This is a genomic window from Acinetobacter sp. TG2027 (assembly GCF_000302435.1).
Taxonomy (GTDB): domain Bacteria; phylum Pseudomonadota; class Gammaproteobacteria; order Pseudomonadales; family Moraxellaceae; genus Acinetobacter; species Acinetobacter pittii.
The window spans coordinates 46893-65112 of record NZ_AMJN01000057.1 but is presented as its reverse complement, the minus strand read 5'-3'; the positions used below and the strand labels follow the sequence as shown (position 1 = coordinate 65112).

At 36.8% G+C, this 18220-nt stretch carries 19 protein-coding genes; 6 read left to right on the top strand and 13 right to left on the bottom strand.

What is annotated here, in order from left to right; all coding sequences use genetic code 11:
• The 3 genes from B806_RS0118025 to B806_RS0118015 all read right to left on the bottom strand — a co-directional run.
• Window positions 1–350, bottom strand: a 350-nt coding sequence (locus B806_RS0118025) for a fimbria/pilus periplasmic chaperone (RefSeq protein WP_017403311.1), incomplete at its 3' end; no start/stop codon positions are given.
• A gap of 82 nt (window positions 351–432) precedes the next feature.
• Entirely contained in the window at window positions 433–963 is a 531-nt protein-coding gene (locus B806_RS0118020) for a spore coat U domain-containing protein (RefSeq protein ID WP_005068793.1), read from the bottom strand.
• A 533-nt stretch (window positions 964–1496) separates the two neighbouring features.
• Window positions 1497–1928, bottom strand: coding sequence for a hypothetical protein (locus tag B806_RS0118015; RefSeq protein ID WP_017387350.1), 432 nt, complete (start codon window positions 1926–1928; stop codon window positions 1497–1499).
• A 368-nt stretch (window positions 1929–2296) separates the two neighbouring features.
• Here B806_RS0118015 and B806_RS0118010 point away from each other — a divergent pair, with 368 nt between their 5' ends.
• The 3 genes from B806_RS0118010 to B806_RS0118000 all read left to right on the top strand — a co-directional run bounded on the left by B806_RS0118010 (window position 2297) and on the right by B806_RS0118000 (window position 5794).
• Window positions 2297–3970 (top strand): FMN-binding glutamate synthase family protein, encoded by a 1674-nt coding sequence (locus B806_RS0118010; RefSeq protein WP_002115187.1) that lies wholly within the window; start codon window positions 2297–2299, stop codon window positions 3968–3970.
• 211 nt (window positions 3971–4181) lie between these two features.
• Window positions 4182–5237, top strand: a complete 1056-nt coding sequence (locus B806_RS0118005) for a linear amide C-N hydrolase (RefSeq protein WP_017387349.1) — start codon at window positions 4182–4184, stop codon at window positions 5235–5237.
• Between the two features lie 62 nt (window positions 5238–5299).
• Window positions 5300–5794 (top strand): hypothetical protein, encoded by a 495-nt coding sequence (locus tag B806_RS0118000; RefSeq protein WP_002115218.1) that lies wholly within the window; start codon window positions 5300–5302, stop codon window positions 5792–5794.
• A 56-nt stretch (window positions 5795–5850) separates the two neighbouring features.
• On the opposite strand, the gene B806_RS0117995 is transcribed toward B806_RS0118000, so the two are convergent.
• The 5 genes from B806_RS0117995 to B806_RS0117975 all read right to left on the bottom strand — a co-directional run bounded on the left by B806_RS0117995 (window position 5851) and on the right by B806_RS0117975 (window position 10050).
• Window positions 5851–6879 (bottom strand): alpha/beta hydrolase, encoded by a 1029-nt coding sequence (locus tag B806_RS0117995; protein ID WP_002115207.1) that lies wholly within the window; start codon window positions 6877–6879, stop codon window positions 5851–5853.
• Complete coding sequence (locus tag B806_RS0117990; RefSeq protein WP_017387348.1) at window positions 6879–8003, bottom strand: YdcF family protein; 1125 nt, start codon at window positions 8001–8003, stop codon at window positions 6879–6881. The genes B806_RS0117995 and B806_RS0117990 overlap by 1 nt, the downstream gene beginning before the upstream one ends.
• Window positions 8004–8007: 4 nt before the next feature.
• Entirely contained in the window at window positions 8008–9042 is a 1035-nt protein-coding gene (murB, locus tag B806_RS0117985; protein ID WP_017387347.1) for a UDP-N-acetylmuramate dehydrogenase, read from the bottom strand.
• A 19-nt stretch (window positions 9043–9061) separates the two neighbouring features.
• Entirely contained in the window at window positions 9062–9565 is a 504-nt protein-coding gene (locus B806_RS0117980; protein WP_017387346.1) for a low molecular weight protein-tyrosine-phosphatase, read from the bottom strand.
• Between the two features lie 257 nt (window positions 9566–9822).
• On the bottom strand, window positions 9823–10050 hold the full coding sequence (locus B806_RS0117975) for a 4-oxalocrotonate tautomerase family protein (protein ID WP_005073831.1): 228 nt from the start codon (window positions 10048–10050) through the stop codon (window positions 9823–9825).
• A gap of 62 nt (window positions 10051–10112) precedes the next feature.
• On the opposite strand from B806_RS0117975, the gene B806_RS0117970 reads away from it, so the two are divergent.
• Window positions 10113–10580 (top strand): helix-turn-helix domain-containing protein, encoded by a 468-nt coding sequence (locus B806_RS0117970; protein ID WP_017403310.1) that lies wholly within the window; start codon window positions 10113–10115, stop codon window positions 10578–10580.
• Window positions 10581–10761: 181 nt separating this feature from the next.
• Here the strand turns inward: B806_RS0117970 and B806_RS19970 are convergent, their stop codons facing one another.
• Complete coding sequence (locus tag B806_RS19970; protein ID WP_005068773.1) at window positions 10762–10992, bottom strand: hypothetical protein; 231 nt, start codon at window positions 10990–10992, stop codon at window positions 10762–10764.
• A 289-nt stretch (window positions 10993–11281) separates the two neighbouring features.
• The gene (locus B806_RS0117960; RefSeq protein ID WP_193786212.1) at window positions 11282–11611 is read right to left on the bottom strand and encodes a YcgJ family protein; all 330 of its coding nucleotides are present in this window, start codon (window positions 11609–11611) and stop codon (window positions 11282–11284) included.
• A gap of 341 nt (window positions 11612–11952) precedes the next feature.
• Here B806_RS0117960 and B806_RS0117955 point away from each other — a divergent pair, with 341 nt between their 5' ends.
• Both B806_RS0117955 and B806_RS0117950 read left to right on the top strand, forming a co-directional pair.
• Complete coding sequence (locus tag B806_RS0117955; RefSeq protein ID WP_017387343.1) at window positions 11953–13110, top strand: iron-containing alcohol dehydrogenase; 1158 nt, start codon at window positions 11953–11955, stop codon at window positions 13108–13110.
• Window positions 13110–13544 carry a thioesterase family protein gene (locus tag B806_RS0117950; RefSeq protein ID WP_017387342.1) on the top strand — a complete coding sequence of 145 codons (435 nt, stop codon included), beginning with the start codon at window positions 13110–13112 and terminating at the stop codon, window positions 13542–13544. Before B806_RS0117955 ends, B806_RS0117950 begins: the two co-directional genes overlap by 1 nt.
• 48 nt (window positions 13545–13592) lie before the next feature.
• Here the strand turns inward: B806_RS0117950 and B806_RS0117945 are convergent, their stop codons facing one another.
• The 3 genes from B806_RS0117945 to B806_RS0117940 form a co-directional block, all read right to left on the bottom strand.
• A complete protein-coding gene (locus tag B806_RS0117945) occupies window positions 13593–15821 on the bottom strand; it encodes a phosphocholine-specific phospholipase C (protein ID WP_017387341.1) in 2229 nt (742 codons plus the stop codon).
• Window positions 15822–15847: 26 nt separating this feature from the next.
• Window positions 15848–16000, bottom strand: coding sequence for a hypothetical protein (locus B806_RS19820; RefSeq protein WP_155393323.1), 153 nt, complete (start codon window positions 15998–16000; stop codon window positions 15848–15850).
• Window positions 16001–16144: 144 nt separating this feature from the next.
• Complete coding sequence (locus B806_RS0117940) at window positions 16145–18214, bottom strand: DNA polymerase III subunit gamma/tau (RefSeq protein ID WP_017387340.1); 2070 nt, start codon at window positions 18212–18214, stop codon at window positions 16145–16147.
• Window positions 18215–18220 lie beyond the last annotated feature (6 nt).

Genomic DNA, 18220 nt, shown 5'->3' with positions numbered 1-18220 from the left:
GGTAACTCATCAATAATAATACGATAAGTTTTTTCACCAGAAACAGGTTCTGGGTTAATTCTAACTACACGTAAGTTATAAGAGTCACTAGGTTGTAGTTTTAAAAATGGTGGACTAACTACAATCTCATCCGTAGAAATTAACTGGTCTTGCCCAGCATTTTGTCTCCACTCAAATACACGCACCTGCAAATCAGCGCTTTCATTTGACTGGTTATATAAACTAATGGAAGATGCAGCCTGATCACTCAATATTTCAACACTAACAGGTGAAAGGCGGATTGATGCTGCATTTAGCATACTAGGCAAAAATAACAATAAACTTGTCACAACAAAGATATTTTTTTTCATGATTTGCCCAGAACTACTTTTCTCAGATTGAGCTAGCTCCTTTAAAAAGAGCTAGCGATGACGCAATAAAACTTATTAAAAATTAATAAGTCACTGTTACAGTCACAGTGTCAACATAGCTACCTGCACTTGGTAAAGTTGAGCCAGCAGGAATACGACCATAGACGTTAACTGTTTGTGCTGCACCAGTACCAGTACCGCTATATGCAGTTGTTGCAATACCAATTGCTGTTGCACGGTTAGTATCTGAGAAAAGGTTGTAAGGAATGTATTCGTTGCTAGCCGCCCCACCAATCATACGACGTTGTGTCGATTGAGCATTTTTCCCTGCGTCAAAAGCCAAAGTCCATGGCACAGTGTTGTTACATAACACTTTAATTGCAGTCCCACCTGTTGTTGTGGTATCTGCATCTACGTTGCTTGCAAGCGAACTTAACGTACCAAAGTCTAAAATTGCATTTGACGTAGTACCTGTTGCAGAAGTGTTGAGAACACAACTGTTTGTAATCGTTGCTTTAACAGTTAGTGTACCCGTTGCGTTAGCTGCATTTGCAACATTAATAGACGTTAAACCCATAGCAATTGCTGATAAACAAATGAGAGACTTATTCATGGTTAAAAACCTTTTTACATTACGACAATAAAATTAATAGATGTAAAAATTAGCCTTCCCCATCACAATCACTAGTTCTTCTGACTGTTTTTTCAAAGCGTTATTTTTTTACTCTACTAGTTGCGCATAATACAAAAAAACAACAAAAACACTAATGTTTGTTTCATTCCAAATATCAATTAATAATCAAAATTTTGATTGATTTCTCAATTATAAAAATTTTTATGGTTAGACCCACTCTTTTTATTAATTTTCGATAATTTCATTTACATTTTTATTAGTTTTTCTAAAAAATTTTAATTTTTCATTAGTTAAAATTTACCATCACCATTTATATTTTATAATTTTTTAAAGTTTAGTCAAAAAAATAAGAACAAAAAGCAAGCACCTGATTATTCTATATATTTTAAATGAATAAGAAAATAATACTTTATGAATAATAAATCTAAGTGTTTTATCACATCTTTAGAATTTTTTTAGAGATTTCAATGGCTAGAGGCAAGTCTTCACTACTAAAAGTATGTATTGCTAGCTCAACTATTTCTAAAAATTAAATGAAAAATCAAACCAAAAAATCCACCCACCATTGCAAAAAGTAACTGTACATAAGCTTTACCGTACCAAGCTAGTTCTCTAAATTGATAGTCTGTGTTATCAGAATTGATCAATAAAATATTTTTAATGTCCCAACTATGAAAGCCTTGGGGTCTTTCAGCAAAAAAGTCTAAAATAGGCATAAAACCAAAAACAAATAAAATACCAAGTAAGGGGTAAACAATACATCCTGGAAAGATAGGAGTCTTTCTCCTTTCCATATAATCAAATATTATGGCTACAACAACTAATAAACTTTGTATTAGGGCGACCCTCTTGAAAGTATCAAGATCGAAGCCTAAATAAAACATTAAAGTTAAGAAAAAAATTATTGTTAAAAAAATAGAGAGTACTAATATTTTCCAATTCATTTCAGTCCTTAATAATTTTTAGAAATTTATATAGTTATATTTATATCTATTAAAATATCATTTCATTTCGTTTATATTATCAAAAAATTATTAAATAGCAAAAACAAACCAATTTAAATTAAAATAATTTTTATTATTAAATAAATATAAAATTAACTTTTACCTATAATAATTAAAATTACTTAATAAAAAATCTCCCATCCGATGAATATTTTAATTTGTCTCAGTTCAAAAAAATAAACTCCAAATTAAGCCCTATTTATGAATGTATTCTTCCTTATTCTCCAAAACTAACAATTCCATACTTGTAGTTTGACTTGCTTCTTGGCAAGGTATGTATCAGTAAAACATTAGGAATTTGTTCCAATATGGCGAGTCCAGCACAAATCATTCGACATAAATTTCTCAATACATTCTTTTCACGCCATTCTCTCTGGTTTTTATGTATTTTTACTGCGCTCAGCATCACATGGTTTCGAACCGTCTATACCCCTCATAGTATCTATTATTTTATTTCCGATACTCTCCTTAATGGTTTATGGGTAGTTACAGGCGCTTTAAGCCTATTAGGCCTCTATGATGTTTTACAAAATAAACATTCTATTTTAAGAAACTACCCAATTATGGGACATTTTCGTTTTTTGTTTGAAGATATACGCCCCGAAATTCGTCAATACTTTATTGAAGCGGATCAAGATGCTCTACCTTTTTCTCGCATGCAACGAAGCTTAGTTTATCAACGTGCTAAAAACGAAAATGCAGATAAACCTTTTGGCTCAATTATTGATGTCTATCAAGAGAATTACCGCTTTATTGTCCACTCAATAAGCCCTTGCCCACCAGCTGATCCAAAGAGCTTCCGCATTCAGGTGGGTAATGCACAATGCCTTCAACCCTATAGTGCATCCATTATGAATATCTCTGCCATGAGCTTTGGTAGTTTAAGTGCCAATGCAATTCGAGCACTCAATAAAGGAGCGCAATTAGGTGGGTTTTATCACGATACTGGTGAAGGTAGCTTAAGCCCTTATCATCTCGAAAATGGTGGAGATATTGTTTGGCAAATTGCCAGTGGTTATTTTGGTTGTCGTACCCTAGATGGAAAATTTGACGAGCAAAAATTTGCTAAACAATCTCAATTGCCACAGATCAAAATGATCGAATTAAAGCTTTCACAAGGTGCAAAACCGGGCCATGGTGGTATCTTACCTAAGCATAAAATTACCGAAGAAATTGCCCAAATCCGTGGCGTTTCACGCGATCATGATTGTATTTCTCCTGCTAAGCATTCTAGTTTTTCTACCCCAATTGAAATGATGCATTTCTTACAGAAGCTGCGAACATTATCTAGTGGCAAGCCAGTTGGTTTTAAACTGTGTATTGGCCAACCTTGGCAATTCATGAGTATTGTTAAAGCAATGCTTGAAACAAAAATTGTTCCTGACTTTATTGTTGTAGATGGTTCTGAAGGTGGTACTGGTGCAGCACCAATTGAGTTTAGTGACAATATTGGTACCCCATTACGAGAGGGCTTACGCTTTGTCCATAATACTCTTGTCGGTGCAGGACTAAGAGATCAAGTTAAAATTGGCGCAAGTGGTAAAATCATTAGTGCTTTTGATATCGCTAGCACTTTTGCACTCGGTGCAGACTGGGTTAATTCAGCACGTGGTTTCATGTTTGCAGTTGGATGTATTCAGGCACAAAGCTGCCACACCAACCAATGCCCTGTGGGTGTAGCGACTCAAGACAAAGATCGTCAAAAAGCAATTGATGTACCAACCAAAGCAGAACGAGTATTTAATTTTCATAAAAATACCTTGCATGCATTATCAGAAATGATTGCTGCAGCAGGTTTACGCCATCCTTCTGATATTAAAGCTCATCATTTGGCTCAGCGAGTAAATGACCGTGAAATTAAGAACTATGCTCAGTTGCATTTTTTCTTAAAAGAAGGTGAACTTTTACAATCTGAACTTAATAATGACGATGATAATTTCTACTATCGAATGTGGAATATGGCTGATGCCAATCATTTTTAATTTATATTAATTTTTATAAGTTGAGCATCACCTTTATAGTGTGATGCTCTTCCATATTTAAAACTAATATGTGATTTTTGCTTAAATTTTATTCCCCTTTTAATTTGTATTTAATAGATTTTTCACCTAATATAAAAGTATAAATAACGTACACATTTTAATTTTATTTAATAAAAATTTTTTAATGCTTATAACAAGAAGGTACCTCATCATGTTGAAAAAAACATTCATCTCTTCTTTTGTTGCAATCGCTGTAGGCTTAAGTAGCTATGCTGTTGCTTGTACACGTGCCGTATATTTAGGTAATAATCAACATATTATTACTGCTCGCTCAATGGACTGGAAGGTTGATACAGGTACCAACTTATGGATTATGCCAAGCGGGGTTAGCCGTGACGGTAGTGCTGGTCCCAACTCAATAAAATGGACGTCGAAATATGGAAGTGTAATTGCTACAGGTTATGAAGTTTCCACAACAGATGGAATGAATGAAGCAGGTTTGGTTGCTAATATTTTATGGTTAGTAGAGTCTGAATACCCAGATGCAAAAAAGACAGATAAGCCTTTATTAAGTATTGCAGCATGGGCTCAATATGTACTCGATAATTTTGCAACTGTAGATGAAGCCGTTAAGGCCTTAGAAAAAGAACCCTATACTATTATTACAGACAATGTTCCCGGTGAAACACGGCTCACCACCTTACATTTATCTATTTCTGATAAAACAGGTGATAGCGCAATTATTGAATATATTGGTGGAAAACAAGTGATTCACCATAGCCGAAGCTATCAAGTCATGACCAATTCACCTACTTTCGATAAACAACTTGCACTTGTTGAATATTGGAAGCAAATTGGCGGAACGATTATGCTTCCCGGTACTAACAGAGCATCTGATCGCTTTGCACGTGCATCATTTTACATTAATGCTATTCCTAAAAATGATAATACAAAACAAGCACAAGCATCTGTATTTAGTGTGATTCGCAATGCATCTGTTCCCTATGGATTAAATACTCAAGAAGAACCTAATATCTCTTCGACTCGCTGGCGAACTGTTGCCGATCACAAACAGATGCTCTACTTTTTTGAATCCGCTCTTTCACCAAATGTATTTTGGGTTGACTTAAAAAAGATTAACTTTAAAGATGGTAAAACACGTAGACTTGATTTAGGACCTGATCAAAGCCATATCTATGCAGGTGATGCCACCTCTTCCTTTAAAATTGCAAAACCATTTGTATTTTTAGGTCCAACTACGCGTTAAATTATGTCAAAATTTATTACTCTTAACATAAATAATATTAAACATACGATCTTGGAATTTATATGATGAAGAAATCTCTACTCTTATTGGGTTCATGTCTACTTACTGCAGCGTGTAGCACCACACAGGTTAGTACACCAGCTCCTAAAGAGGTAAAGACAGCTGGTCAACTAAACTGCTCACCAACTGAACTATGCCCAAGCTTATTGGTTAAATGGAACGAAAATCAAAAAAATCAGCTTCGAGTAGATGTTCATTTAAGTAGTAGTTATAACTTTTATGATATTAACGCTTTAACTTTTGATATTGATGGCAAACGATTCAATTACGAACCAGCTCAAGCCACTGAAAAGACAAATGTGAGCCGATTAGTACCTAAACATTCAACCACTTACTTTGTTATTCCAAGTCAATTCCTACAAGAATTTAAAAATGCTCAAAATGTGAATGTTTTAATCAAAACAGATAAAGGAACAATCGAGCGCAATATGTATAGTCCACAAAAGCAGTCTTCGGTTTATAAAAACTTTATGCAGCTTTATCAAAATTCAAAATAAACTACAAAGATTAAATAATGCATCTATCTAGAATTTTGGATAGATGCATTATTTTTCTAATAATAAAAATGTTTTGGCTTTGCATGCAAAAAGGCTGGAATCAAACCCGTTAAAGCCGCACGTATATCTGCACGTTCATTAATTAATTGATGAGAGCCTTCTTCAAGCATTAACAACGTCTGGAGTCTAAATTTACGACGAATAAATTCAATGTTGTAACGCCAATCAACCGTCTGATCTAGAGCACCTTGTGCAAGCCAGACTGGGATACGGCAAGCAGGTCGCTCTTCCATTTCTTGCATCCATTTTGACATTGCCAAAATCCAGTCCATGCCCATCATTCGAGGTTGCAGAGGATCTTTTAAACGAATAAAACGCAAAAATTCAGGATTATGATTATTACGTCTAAAATGCCTTGGGACCTGACGCTTAATACGGCGAATAATGCCTAATCCAACGGGGTTATGCCACCACGCGGTTTTTGCAGGGCGAATTAACGGAGAAAGTAAAAGTACTCGATCTACAATCGGATCTTGGCGTTTTTCAGCATATTCTAATAAGTGATGCATCCAAATTGCTCCACCCGTACTTTGACCAATACCGACCCATGGTTTAGGTAACTGATCTGCATGTTTCACATATTGATAAACAGCCATCAAAACTTGCTGGTAATGATCAAAGTTTTTAATGCTGGCTGGTGAACCATCACTTAATCCATGCCCCGGCAAATCATAAGTAATAATACTAAAGCCCTGCTCAAGAATTTCACGAATAATTGGCTGGTAAATACCGCTATGCTCAAGATAGCCATGCAATAGACAAACTGTACCTTGTATTTTTTCTACTTTGGGTTTGAAAACTTGCACATGCAAACGGAATAAAGGCATTTGGACATAGCCTTGCCAATGGTCACATTCAAGTAAATGTAAACCATACAATTTGCGATAGGCCAGCAAATCACGAGAAGGTTCTTCTAATGTATTTAAATTAAGCGGACTCAAAACTTGCGGCGTAAGATCACGGTTAGGAACCGGTAAATCTAATTGTTTTAATACGGCAGGATTGAGAAATGGAATATCTGACATTAAGGAACCTCTCGACAATCACTTGAGCCAAACAACATGTCACGAATTGTCGCAAGTAATTCATAATTTGCACGGCGGCTATGATCGTAATTTTGCACACTTGGTTGCCAACGTGTCAGTGGAGTTGGCATTGGGGCTACAACAGGAATAGTTTCTATACCATTTAAAGCAAACAGTCGGCGTGTACGTGGCATATGATATTCATCTGTAACCAACATGACTGTCGGTGCTCCGCCTTTTTTCTGAAGCAATAAAGAGCTAAAACGGGTATTTTCACATGTATTCATACTCCGCTTTTCTAATAATTTTGCATCAACACCGCGCTCTTTTAACCAAGCTTGCATGTAAGGTGCTTCTACACCGCTAAGCACAATAGGCAGATGATTTTGTTTTTCAACTTCTAAAGTTTTTTCTAATCGCAAACGCGTATAACCATTAACAACAATATCTTTACCATTTTTATCTAAGGTTAATCCTCCGCCCAACACAACAATTGCATAAGGCTCTGATAACTTTTTAGGTTGTACAGGTAATGGATTTTTACGCACATACTCGACTTTTTGTTCAGGTTCACTAACAGCTTTCTGATGCTCTGGCACCACAGGTTTTCTTGCTAAAAACTCTGTATATTGCTCAGTAAGCGCTTTATTTTCAGAACTATTAATAAAAAGTGCTTCGTCAACAGGACTACTCGCCTCATCTGCGGCATCAATTTCTGAGTTTTTAGCGACTAAAGGAACCGTTACAGATGCTGCTTGCTCTTCCGAATCCTGCTCCTTTTCTTCTAAAAGAATAATTTGCTGCAAGGCTTTATAATTCTCTTGAATATAGGTCAGATCAGATGTTCTTTTTTCACGTAACGCTTGCTCTGTCAGTTTTAAATAAGCCTGACGAGCGATCCATAAATTTGAACCCGGCTCTAAATTATCATGCTCACTTAATGCAGCCTGTCTCTGGCTCTCAGCAGCGACTTTATTAACATCAACAGGTACAAAATAGTTAAGGCCAGCTACAATAAGTTTTGAATAAAATGGCGAATATAAAAAAACCACGAAACAGCCTAATAGTACAAATAGCACGGTGACTACTTGTACTAAACGTACCATTAAGTGTACTTTTGGCATAAAACTATTCCGTATGATTTTCAATTAAACCTAAACTGTTATAAAGCACAGGCTCTGGTTCTAACATAATATGGAAAAGCTGATCAACATCACGTTGTACAGCCTGATAAGTTTTCCTTACATCAGCTAGAGATGCATTGGCATAATTCACCAGAACTAATGCCTGTTTATGGAACATCCCTACCATATCGAGTTGCTTCCCTTTCCAACCCGCCTGATCAATTAACCATCCTGCTGCAATTTTAACGTTTCCGTTAGCTTGAGGATAATGTGGAATTGTTGAGAATTGTGTGACTAAGCGTTCAAACTCTTGAGGTTTAACAATTGGATTTTTAAAGAAACTTCCGACATTTGGATACTCTTTTGGATCAGGAAGTTTACTTTGTCGAATATGGATGACCTGATTTTGTAAATTTTCGGCAGTCTGATTGTCTCCAACTGCTTGTTTCAAGTCGCCGTAGTTAAGTTTTAAATGCGGCTGTTTAAGCAATTTAAAAGTAACATGCGTGATAATGTAACGGTTTGGATCATCTTTAAAAATACTATGGCGGTAGGCGAAATGGCAGTCAGCCGCTAAAATTGTCTGAGTTTGCTTCAATTTACGGTCATACACTTGTACTGACTCAATAAACTCACCTACCTCTACCCCATACGCACCAATGTTTTGTACGGGTGAAGCACCGACTAAGCCCGGAATAAGGGCTAAATTTTGCAAACCAAACCAGTTCTGTTCAGTGCTGTATAAAACAAAATCATGCCAGACTTGGCCTGCACCTACTTTAACGCGCACAAAATCATGATCGTTTGATAAAACTTCAATTCCCTGAATATCAAGATGAATCACTAAAGCATTGATCTGCTGCGGCAACAACATATTACTACCGCCCGATAATACAAGTACATTTAACTGATGCTGCTCAGCAAACTCTAAAGCTGATTCAATATCTTGAATACTGCCAACTTTAGTATAGTGAGAAACAGTTGCATCTAAACTTAAAGTATTGAATGGCTTAAGCTGTACTTGATTCTGAATTTGCATTGTATTGAAAAACCTATTCTTAAACATTCAATTGTTTTTTTAAAATATTAACCCACGCTAAACTACTAGACTCACATTGATTGAGTACACGTTCAAAACCATCAGCACCGCCATAATAAGGATCAGGCAACGCTTGTTGTGGGTATTCAGGATCATGCTCACTCATTAAAGCTACTTTTGCACGAATTTGATGTGCGCCAAATTGGGAAACGGCACTTTGCAACACGTCATGAATATCTTCAAAATTTTGATGATCCATTGCCAAAATCAAATCAAACTCTAAAAAGTCTTGAGTTGAAAGTTGTCTTGCACGTAAAGATGATAGGTCATAACCCCTTTTTTTGGCATGCAACTGACTACGCTGATCAGGCGATTTATTTGGATGATAATTACTCGTTCCAGCTGAATCGACAATAACATTGAGTTGATGCGCGTCACAATAATGTCTAAAAACCACTTCAGCCGTGGGAGAACGGCAAATATTTCCTAAACAGACACATAACACCTTATATTGTGTTTCCATTAGAAATTACTTCCAAACATTTGAATTACATAAAAATAAACGGGATCATGCACAATCTTAACAGACTATAAGTTTATAAGAACCAAATTGACCAGTGTGACTTGTTGCATTTTGTCAAAACTCACATGGGTTGAAAAGGAAAATAATGTTTATCAATAGATTAAAAGTTGATAAATCAGGCGATAAATTAGCTAATCTTGTATTTTTTGTAGTAATTAAATAAAAATAAAGCCCTAATTTATAGGGCTTTACAAATATCACTTTGATGCAGTGATTAATTCAATCATTTCCTTCGTAGGCCTGAAGCTGCCTAATTGCCAATGCTCAGGAGGATGTTCATCAATTCTGATCCAGACATGTTCTCGAAAAGCAGGATTTCCCTTTCCTTCTATTTCCACAAATAAATCTGTTATTCGCTTGAAAAGCTCAGCCTTACTATCTTTATCTAGTAAACCTTCTATAGTTTGTATATTTATAAATGGCATAATGCTACCTGAATCAAGGCTAGGTCTAAATTATAGACTCATATTAATTGGAGCTCCCACTGATGTCAAATCAAATTATTCCAGATCATAAATTTCCAGTAGATGTATGTGGGATCTTCAAAATTACAGAAATATTGAATGACAAATGGACGATTCTCTTGTTAAGAGAAGCCTTCTATGGGGTAACAAAATTTAATGATTTTTTAGCAAATACAGGCATATCAAAGCAAATTTTATCTAATCGTCTAAAGCATCTCATCCAATTAGAAATATTTGAACTGTCAATTTATAAAGAAGTTAATGAGCGAGAACGTAAAGAATACTTACTTACTAAAAAAGGCAAAAGTCTAAATATTGTTTTACTGGCCATGCTTGAATCTGGCGGTAATTTCATTGAATCTGGTAAAGATGTGGTGAAAGTTTTTAATAAGAGTACTGATGATGAACTTAAATTAAAACTTGTTGATCCTTCTAATCAAGTTATAGATTTTAAGAATTTGGAACTTAAGCTCATTCATTGCAAAAAATAAATTTTTATAAATTAGCTACTCTGATCATAAAGTCCTCAGTATGTTTTTATAAAGAAATAAAAAAAGCCTACTTTTTCAAGTAGGCTTTCCCCTTATGACTTTTGCGCTGATCATTCAGGTTTATTGTTGTTTAAAGCAACGGAAGGATCTTACAGAAATACTTAAGAATAAAAAAGCCAATTTACTTAACTGAATGTAAGTACTCATAGGCTCCTTTTTCGTTACTCTCCAGTTTAATGACTGCATCTGTTTCATCATTTAGTGTCAGGTTAAATACTTTTTCACCATCATATGAAATTTGGTGGCCCATACGAAACTCTGAATCAAGTGACTCAAGAATAATAAAATTTCCTTCATTGTTCGAAGCAATATAGTAAGTGTTGTTCCGATGAACATATCTAATTGTGTACATCACTATTTAAATTCCACCTAAAAATTATATTTTTTCTTAATAATAAAAAGATCCTTTTTTCCTTCCCAATCAGAAAAGATCCTACCGAAAACTAAACCCTCCCTTATTAATTATTACCCCTGATCATTTAGTATTTTTTCACCCTATACTATTAAATTGATATTACAGAAATACTTAATAATAAAAAACCCCGCCATTAGTCGATAGTTAGCGGGGTCTTTTGCGATTTAACTTTACTTTGATAGACTCATCTATCAGAGATATTTACCTCATTTCTGCAATAGAAAAATTATTTATTTTTAAAAAGCTTATCTGTCATTTTTCTATCAATTTTACTGCGATGCCCATTCTCAAAGTATCGATCAACATGGCATAGTTTTGTTTTAGTATCACAGAACACACCATTTGAGAGCGTAAACGCTGAAGTATCAAAATCACCTTGAGAGAAGGCTTTATTCGCTTTATAAGTGCCTAAGTATTTAGCTGTAAGCTTTTTAGAAACACCTTTTTTGTCAGCACAAATATATTTGTCACAAATTACACCTTTTGTAGGCGAATATACGCTAGAGCTGGTTTTCGCGATTGCTGCCAAGCTAAGCATCAAACACGTACATCCCATAATACTAAGAAAAGTTTTAGAAATTTTCACTTTTTAGAACCGATAAAATTATAAATTGTTAAGGCATTATATAAATTAGAAGCTTGCCAGAAAATCTACAGAACCCTATAAATAACAAAAAGCCCACTTTTCGACGAGCCTTTAAATATCTTGGTAATCCTCACTTACATTTCGGCCCCTACATTGCAAAAAAGTATTTATCTATGGGTGGCACAAGGCTTAAGAAAAGTATAGTCACGTCAGAACTACTTTATTTTAAAGTTTCTTATGCTAACTTATTTGAAGATTGAATCTTATAGAACCATTCAACAATAATGTTCAAAAATAAGGAAATAATGTATATGAGCCATTTTCAATTTCAAACTGTTCCAAATATCATCTCTGGCTTAGGCTCTATACAAGAATTACAGAATGTTTTGTCGTCAAAAGCTTACCGTAAGTTATTGCTAGTCACCGATGCAGGCATGATTAAAAATCAATTACACCATCCCATCCTGCAAATTTTAGATAACCTCAACATTGAATATGTCATATATGCCGATGTGCAAGCTGATCCCCCTGAACAAGTAGTACTAGATGCAGCCAATTACGCTAAACAGCAAAATGTTGATGTCATTATAGGTTTCGGGGGTGGTAGTTCTCTAGATGTTGCAAAAGTTATTGCTTTACTCGCCCACCCTAACCAGACTCAAAGTTTGCAAGAGATGTACGGCGTGAATCAGGTCACTACAGCTCGCCTTCCGCTTATTTTGATTCCTACTACAGCTGGTACAGGCTCAGAAGTAACGCCAATCTCAATTGTCACCACAGGTGAGACGACAAAAATGGGGATTGTCTCTCCAGTACTGTACGCCGACACTGCGATTCTTGATGCTACTTTTACTCAAAATCTTCCAGCACATATTACCGCTGCAACAGGTATTGATGCGATGGTACATGCTATTGAGGCATATACCTCTAAACATAAAAAAAATATTTATACGGATATTTTAGCCAAGCATGCTTTGAAGCTGTTAAATCATAACTTACCAAAAGTTCTTAAAGATGGTAACGATTTAGAAGCGCGTCAAAACATGCTTTTTGGTTCAATGCTCGCGGGACAAGCGTTTGCAAACTCACCTGTTGCCGCTGTGCATGCTTTAGCTTATCCACTTGGTGGACATTTTCATTTGTCGCATGGGCATACTAACGCCTTAGTGTTGGTTGAAGTATTAAAGTTTAATGCACCAAATGCAAAAAAATATTATGCAGAGCTTATGCAATGGCTCGACCCATACAGCAATGGCAGCACCGATGGTTTATGCGATCTGTTCATTGACCATATGCAGAACCATTTAGACCGTAGTGGTTTGACTTTAAGACTTAGTGATTTGGGTATTGACGAGTCCAGCTTACCTCGACTTGCTGAAGATGCCATGTTGCAAACCCGTTTACTACAAAATAACCCACGTGACATGACAGAAGCCGCTGCTTTGGCAATTTATCAGGCGATTCATTAATGACGAAACCAGTTTTAAAAACCCGTGATCAATTTAAGTTCTTTTTAGATATTCAAACGCGTTGGGCAGATAACGATATTTATGGTCATGTGAATAATGTGACTTACTATAGCTACTTCGATACAGCAGCCAATGCTTTACTGATTCAAAAAACAGGTTTTGATATTCATGAAGCAAAAGCAATTGGCTTAGTGGTCGATTCAGCTTGTAGTTTTCTTCAGGAATTGTCATTTCCAGAAATTATTCAAGTAGGTGTTGCGATTGGTAAAATCGGTACGACTTCATTGCGTTATGAATTAGCAATCTTTAAACAAGGTCAGAACCAAGCCTCAGCTCAAGGACATTTTGTGCATGTTTTTGTTGATCGCGAAACGCGTAAGACTGTGCCAATTTCCGAGACAGTTCGTGAGGTTTTAGAGAATTTCTTATTATAAAAAATGAGGCAAAAAGAAAATACACAGCTCTTTTTGCCTCATTTTAGCTTACATCATTGCAGGGTCACTAAAGGAATCTTCACCCGTTTCGACTCGACCAGCAAAACGTCGGTAATAATATGGATCACTCTGACTGGTAATTTCAAAATCATACCAATGCCCTACATCGGCCAAAGCCCAATGCTGCTTAACAACCTGTCCCGCTTTTACGGTAAGTTGTAACGGCGCATCTTGTCGATATGCACACGGTTTTACCATCAATATCGCATCCTTAGTACCTTCATTCATAAGTTCGACATAAACATCACCATTGGCAATGTCATAGCACACTCGAATTTCAGGTTTAACGCCACTATCAACAATACATTGAGTATCGCCTTTGAAATGACGATGATAGCCATTTGGACCAAGTACCCATAGGTCATAACGACCTAAATTATCTTTTAAAGCGTCCCATACATCATCTAGAGTCTTATTCGGCTCGACAATATAACGCTTTGGAATACGGTCTAAATTGAGCTTGTCATAAACATGGAAAACCGCTGTTTGCTTACCCGTATTAGAGAAAATCAATTGCACTTTGCCATCAGTATTACAGCGTGCGCTGGTGTGTAGCTCGTAAGGTAACGCACGTGAAAGACGTATACCACTTTGCTGAATCGGTAACTTCGTATCCGTGGGTACAGGCACAGCTGGTAAAGCTTCTTGATTTTCTCTTAACTCATCAGCCTGTAAACGTGTTTGTTTACCACTCAGCTGCGGTAAAACATCTGCATTTGGTGTTTTAAAGTTAAATGCACTGGTTAAATCACCACACACTGCACGGCGGTATGGACTGATATTCGGCTCTTTAACCCCGAAACGTTTTTCTAAAAACATGAGCACAGAAGTATGGTCAAACACTTGTGAGTTCACCCAGCCACCACGGCTCCATGGAGAAATAATATATAAAGGAACACGAGGACCCGGACCATAAACTCGTCCATCAGGTGTAGGTTGTGAATGGCTTCCTTCAGGCGCGGCATGGTCAAAGTATTCGTCCTGCATATCAGCATTGCTTAGTGTCGATTTACCTGCGTACTGGCCATTTTTGAGTCGAGATGGCGCTGATGGCGATGGCATATGGTCAAAGTAACCATCATTTTCATCAAAGTTGATAAGTAGCGCGGTTTTACTCCAAACCTCTGGTACAGCAGTTAATGCATCAATAATTTCTTGGATAAACCAAGCTCCTTGAACTGGACTTGAAGGGTCTGGATGTTCGCAATAAATCGATGGCGCGTTAATCCAAGAGACTTGAGGTAATTTACCTTCCCGAATGTCGCGTTTAAAAGCATCCAGATATTCTTCTGGTTTATTGCCCGGTAGCGTATTTGCAATGCCCTTATAAAGTGGATTTTTGGCATTATCGATCGCAGCATCATAGGCTTTATAAGGTAGTTTTTGACCCGTATCAGCATATGGTTTATTCGGTTCGCCGCCACTTGAAACAGGATAGCCAGATGCAATGTTGGCCTTTCTAAACGAACGAAATGCACCAAGCATATTGTCGCCCCATTCATCTGGCATATTTTGATAACAAATCCAACTTACCCCTGCTTCTTCTAAGCGTTCGGCATAAGTTTTCCATGTATAACCACGGTCTGCCGTCGCTGGATTACCATCAATCCAGTCCCACTCATTGTTTACAAATGAACGCTTGGTCGGTGTTGCACCATTTGTACCCGTTAAATGATAAGAACGGTTTGCATCTGTTCCAGTGTGCATAGAGCAATGGTAGGCATCACAAATCGTAAAAGCATTCGCAAGCGCAAACTGATATGGAATTTCTTTTTCTTTAAAATAGCCCATTGAGATATCAGTTTTATGAGTTGGCCAGTTCGCCATGCGCCCATTGTCCCAAGCCAGCTGACTGTCGTTCCAAGTATGGGGCGTACCATCTGCACGCTGTGCATTATTGGCTGTACCATCTAAGTGAAAAGGCGTTAAAACTTGCCCATTACTTCTATGTTGTTCCCAAACACGGCGGCCACTTGGCAAAGGAATCGTAAAACGATCGGCAAACCCTCGGACGCCTTTTAATGTTCCGAAGTAATGGTCAAAAGATCGGTTTTCCTGCATTAAAATAATAACGTGCTCGACATCCTGAATGGTTCCAGTTTTATTATTTGCAGGAATTGCTAAAGCTTTTTGAATACTAGATGGGAAAGTTGCCAATGCCGCAGCACCAAAACCCATATTTAAAGAGTAATTTAAAAATTTACGACGTGTAATCATGATCAGGTTCTTTTTATTATTTAAGTTTACGGAGCACAGCGCATTACAGGCTTTTTACCTGTATCTGGTGTATTTGAATTATCATTTGCCGAGTCGTTACAACCACTCAGCAGAATCGCGCCGATTAATAAAAAATATGAATATTTAAAACAATTTATTCCAGTGCATTGCCTTTTCATGACGATATATAGTCCATTTAAAATCTAAAATGGCTAACATAGAAAAGTACAATGACAGTGACATGACCCAAATATTTCAATCCAATGAAGAATATGAAAACTCTATTATTTTCATATTCTGCACCAGATCAAAATCAGATGAATTTAAGGCTTTAATTGAATATTTTGTAGTTCGCCATCAAAAGTTTCTATGAGACTCTTAATCACTGGCTGTTGCTGTAATAGCTCAGCTGCTCTATGAAAGGCTTTTTCTTTACGTGCACTTTGAATGGTATAGGGAGTAGATGTATTCAAAGCACCATATTCAACTGTAAACTGAGTATTCGGCCATTGCTCATTTAATGCATCAATAAGGCCTTGTTGTAATTGGGTCAGCATATTTTCATATTCTTGAGGAATATGGAAAATAGTATTGCCACCAATTTCACCAGTCATCACACCATGTTGAGCAAGTTCTTGAACGGCTGGAGAAAGCTGACTATTTCTAAACCAATATTCCCACTTTTCGAGTGTCCACTCACCTTCCAAAACTTGAGGAGAAAGCTTCAAGATATCTTGAGGCATCAACTGACCGTTATCAGTTGCACTAGGCTCTTTTACAACAGCAACTGTTTCAACAATTTCAGCTTGCATCAATGACTGTTGTTCAATAACAGGTTCAGAAACCAAGTCATAAGCTGACGTATCTTGAACAAGTGAAAATTCAGCATTCGATGCTTCAAATAAACCTATAGGCTCAGCAGTAGAAGCTGGTTCAGGTTCGATTTGTTTGACTTGGGTTTCAGCCTGAACTTGTACTAACTTTTGTTCTGGTACCGGAATGAAATCTTCTTCAAGAACACTAACAGTCTCTTGAACAACTGCTGACTCAAGTCCAATCAACTCATGATGATTTGGGTCAAATACCATTAAGTCCTGATTAGGCTGAGGTTCAGGTTCAGGTTCAGGTTCAGGTTCAGGTTCAGGTTCAGGTTCAGGTTCAACCATAGCGGGCTGGTTAATAACTTCAACAGGCTGAACCGTATTTACTGGAGTAATCTCCTGAGCTGTTTGCTGAACTTGTTGACTCAAACCCACTAGTGCTTGTCCATTTTGTTGAACAGGCTCTGATACCACAATTTCATTTGGCGCTAAAGGACGGAATGCCAATAAGCGTAAAACACACATTTCAAAGCCTTGCTCTTGCGTCACGGCAAGTTGCAAGTCTGAACGACCTTTACATGCGATTTGGTAATAAAGCTGTAAATCTTGAGCAGAAATCAGCTTAGACAATTGCATGATTTTACGATTGATTTCATCGCTATATTTCAAACTCAAATCAGGTAGATATTGCAAAATTGCCAATTCATGCAATGTCGAAATCAACTGATCAAGCACAAGTGAAACATCTAGCGCTTGATGTCTAAATTGCAATAAAAGCTGACTAATTTTCTCACGTTGATTTTGATGAATCGCCAAAATCAAATCATAAATGATCGTACGATCAATCAAACCCAGCATTTCTTTAACATCTTGATGATGTACTGAACCTTGACCATAAGCAATGGCTTGGTCAGTTAAAGATAATGCATCACGCAGTGAACCTTGAGCAGATTCAGCAATTTGCCAAATTGCATCTTGATCAGCAGTAATCTGTTCTTTTTCAAGAATAGCGCCAAGATGCTTGGTAATTTCATCGACAGCTAAAGGTCGTAGAGTAAATTGCAAACAACGTGAAATAACCGTAATCGGTAGCTTTTGTGGGTCTGTCGTTGCAAACAAAAACTTAACGTGTTCTGGTGGTTCTTCTAGTGTTTTTAATAACGCATTAAAAGAATGCGTCGATAGCATATGTACTTCGTCAATCAGATAAACTTTAAAACGACCTTGCGTTGGCGCATAAGGAACGTTGTCTAAAAGTTCACGCGTATCTTCTACTTTTGTTCTTGAAGCAGCATCGATTTCAATTAGGTCAATAAAACGGCCTTCATTTACCGCTTTACACGTTGCACAAACTTCACATGGTGTAGAAGTCACACCCGTTTCGCAGTTCAAACACTTGGCTAAAATACGTGCGATTGTAGTTTTACCTACACCACGCGTTCCTGTAAATAAATAAGCATGGTGAAGACGACCGCGTTCCAATGCACTGCTTAATGCACGAGAAACGTGGTTTTGCCCCACTAACTCATTGAAATTACGTGGACGGTATTTTCTAGCAAGTACTTGATACATGTATGC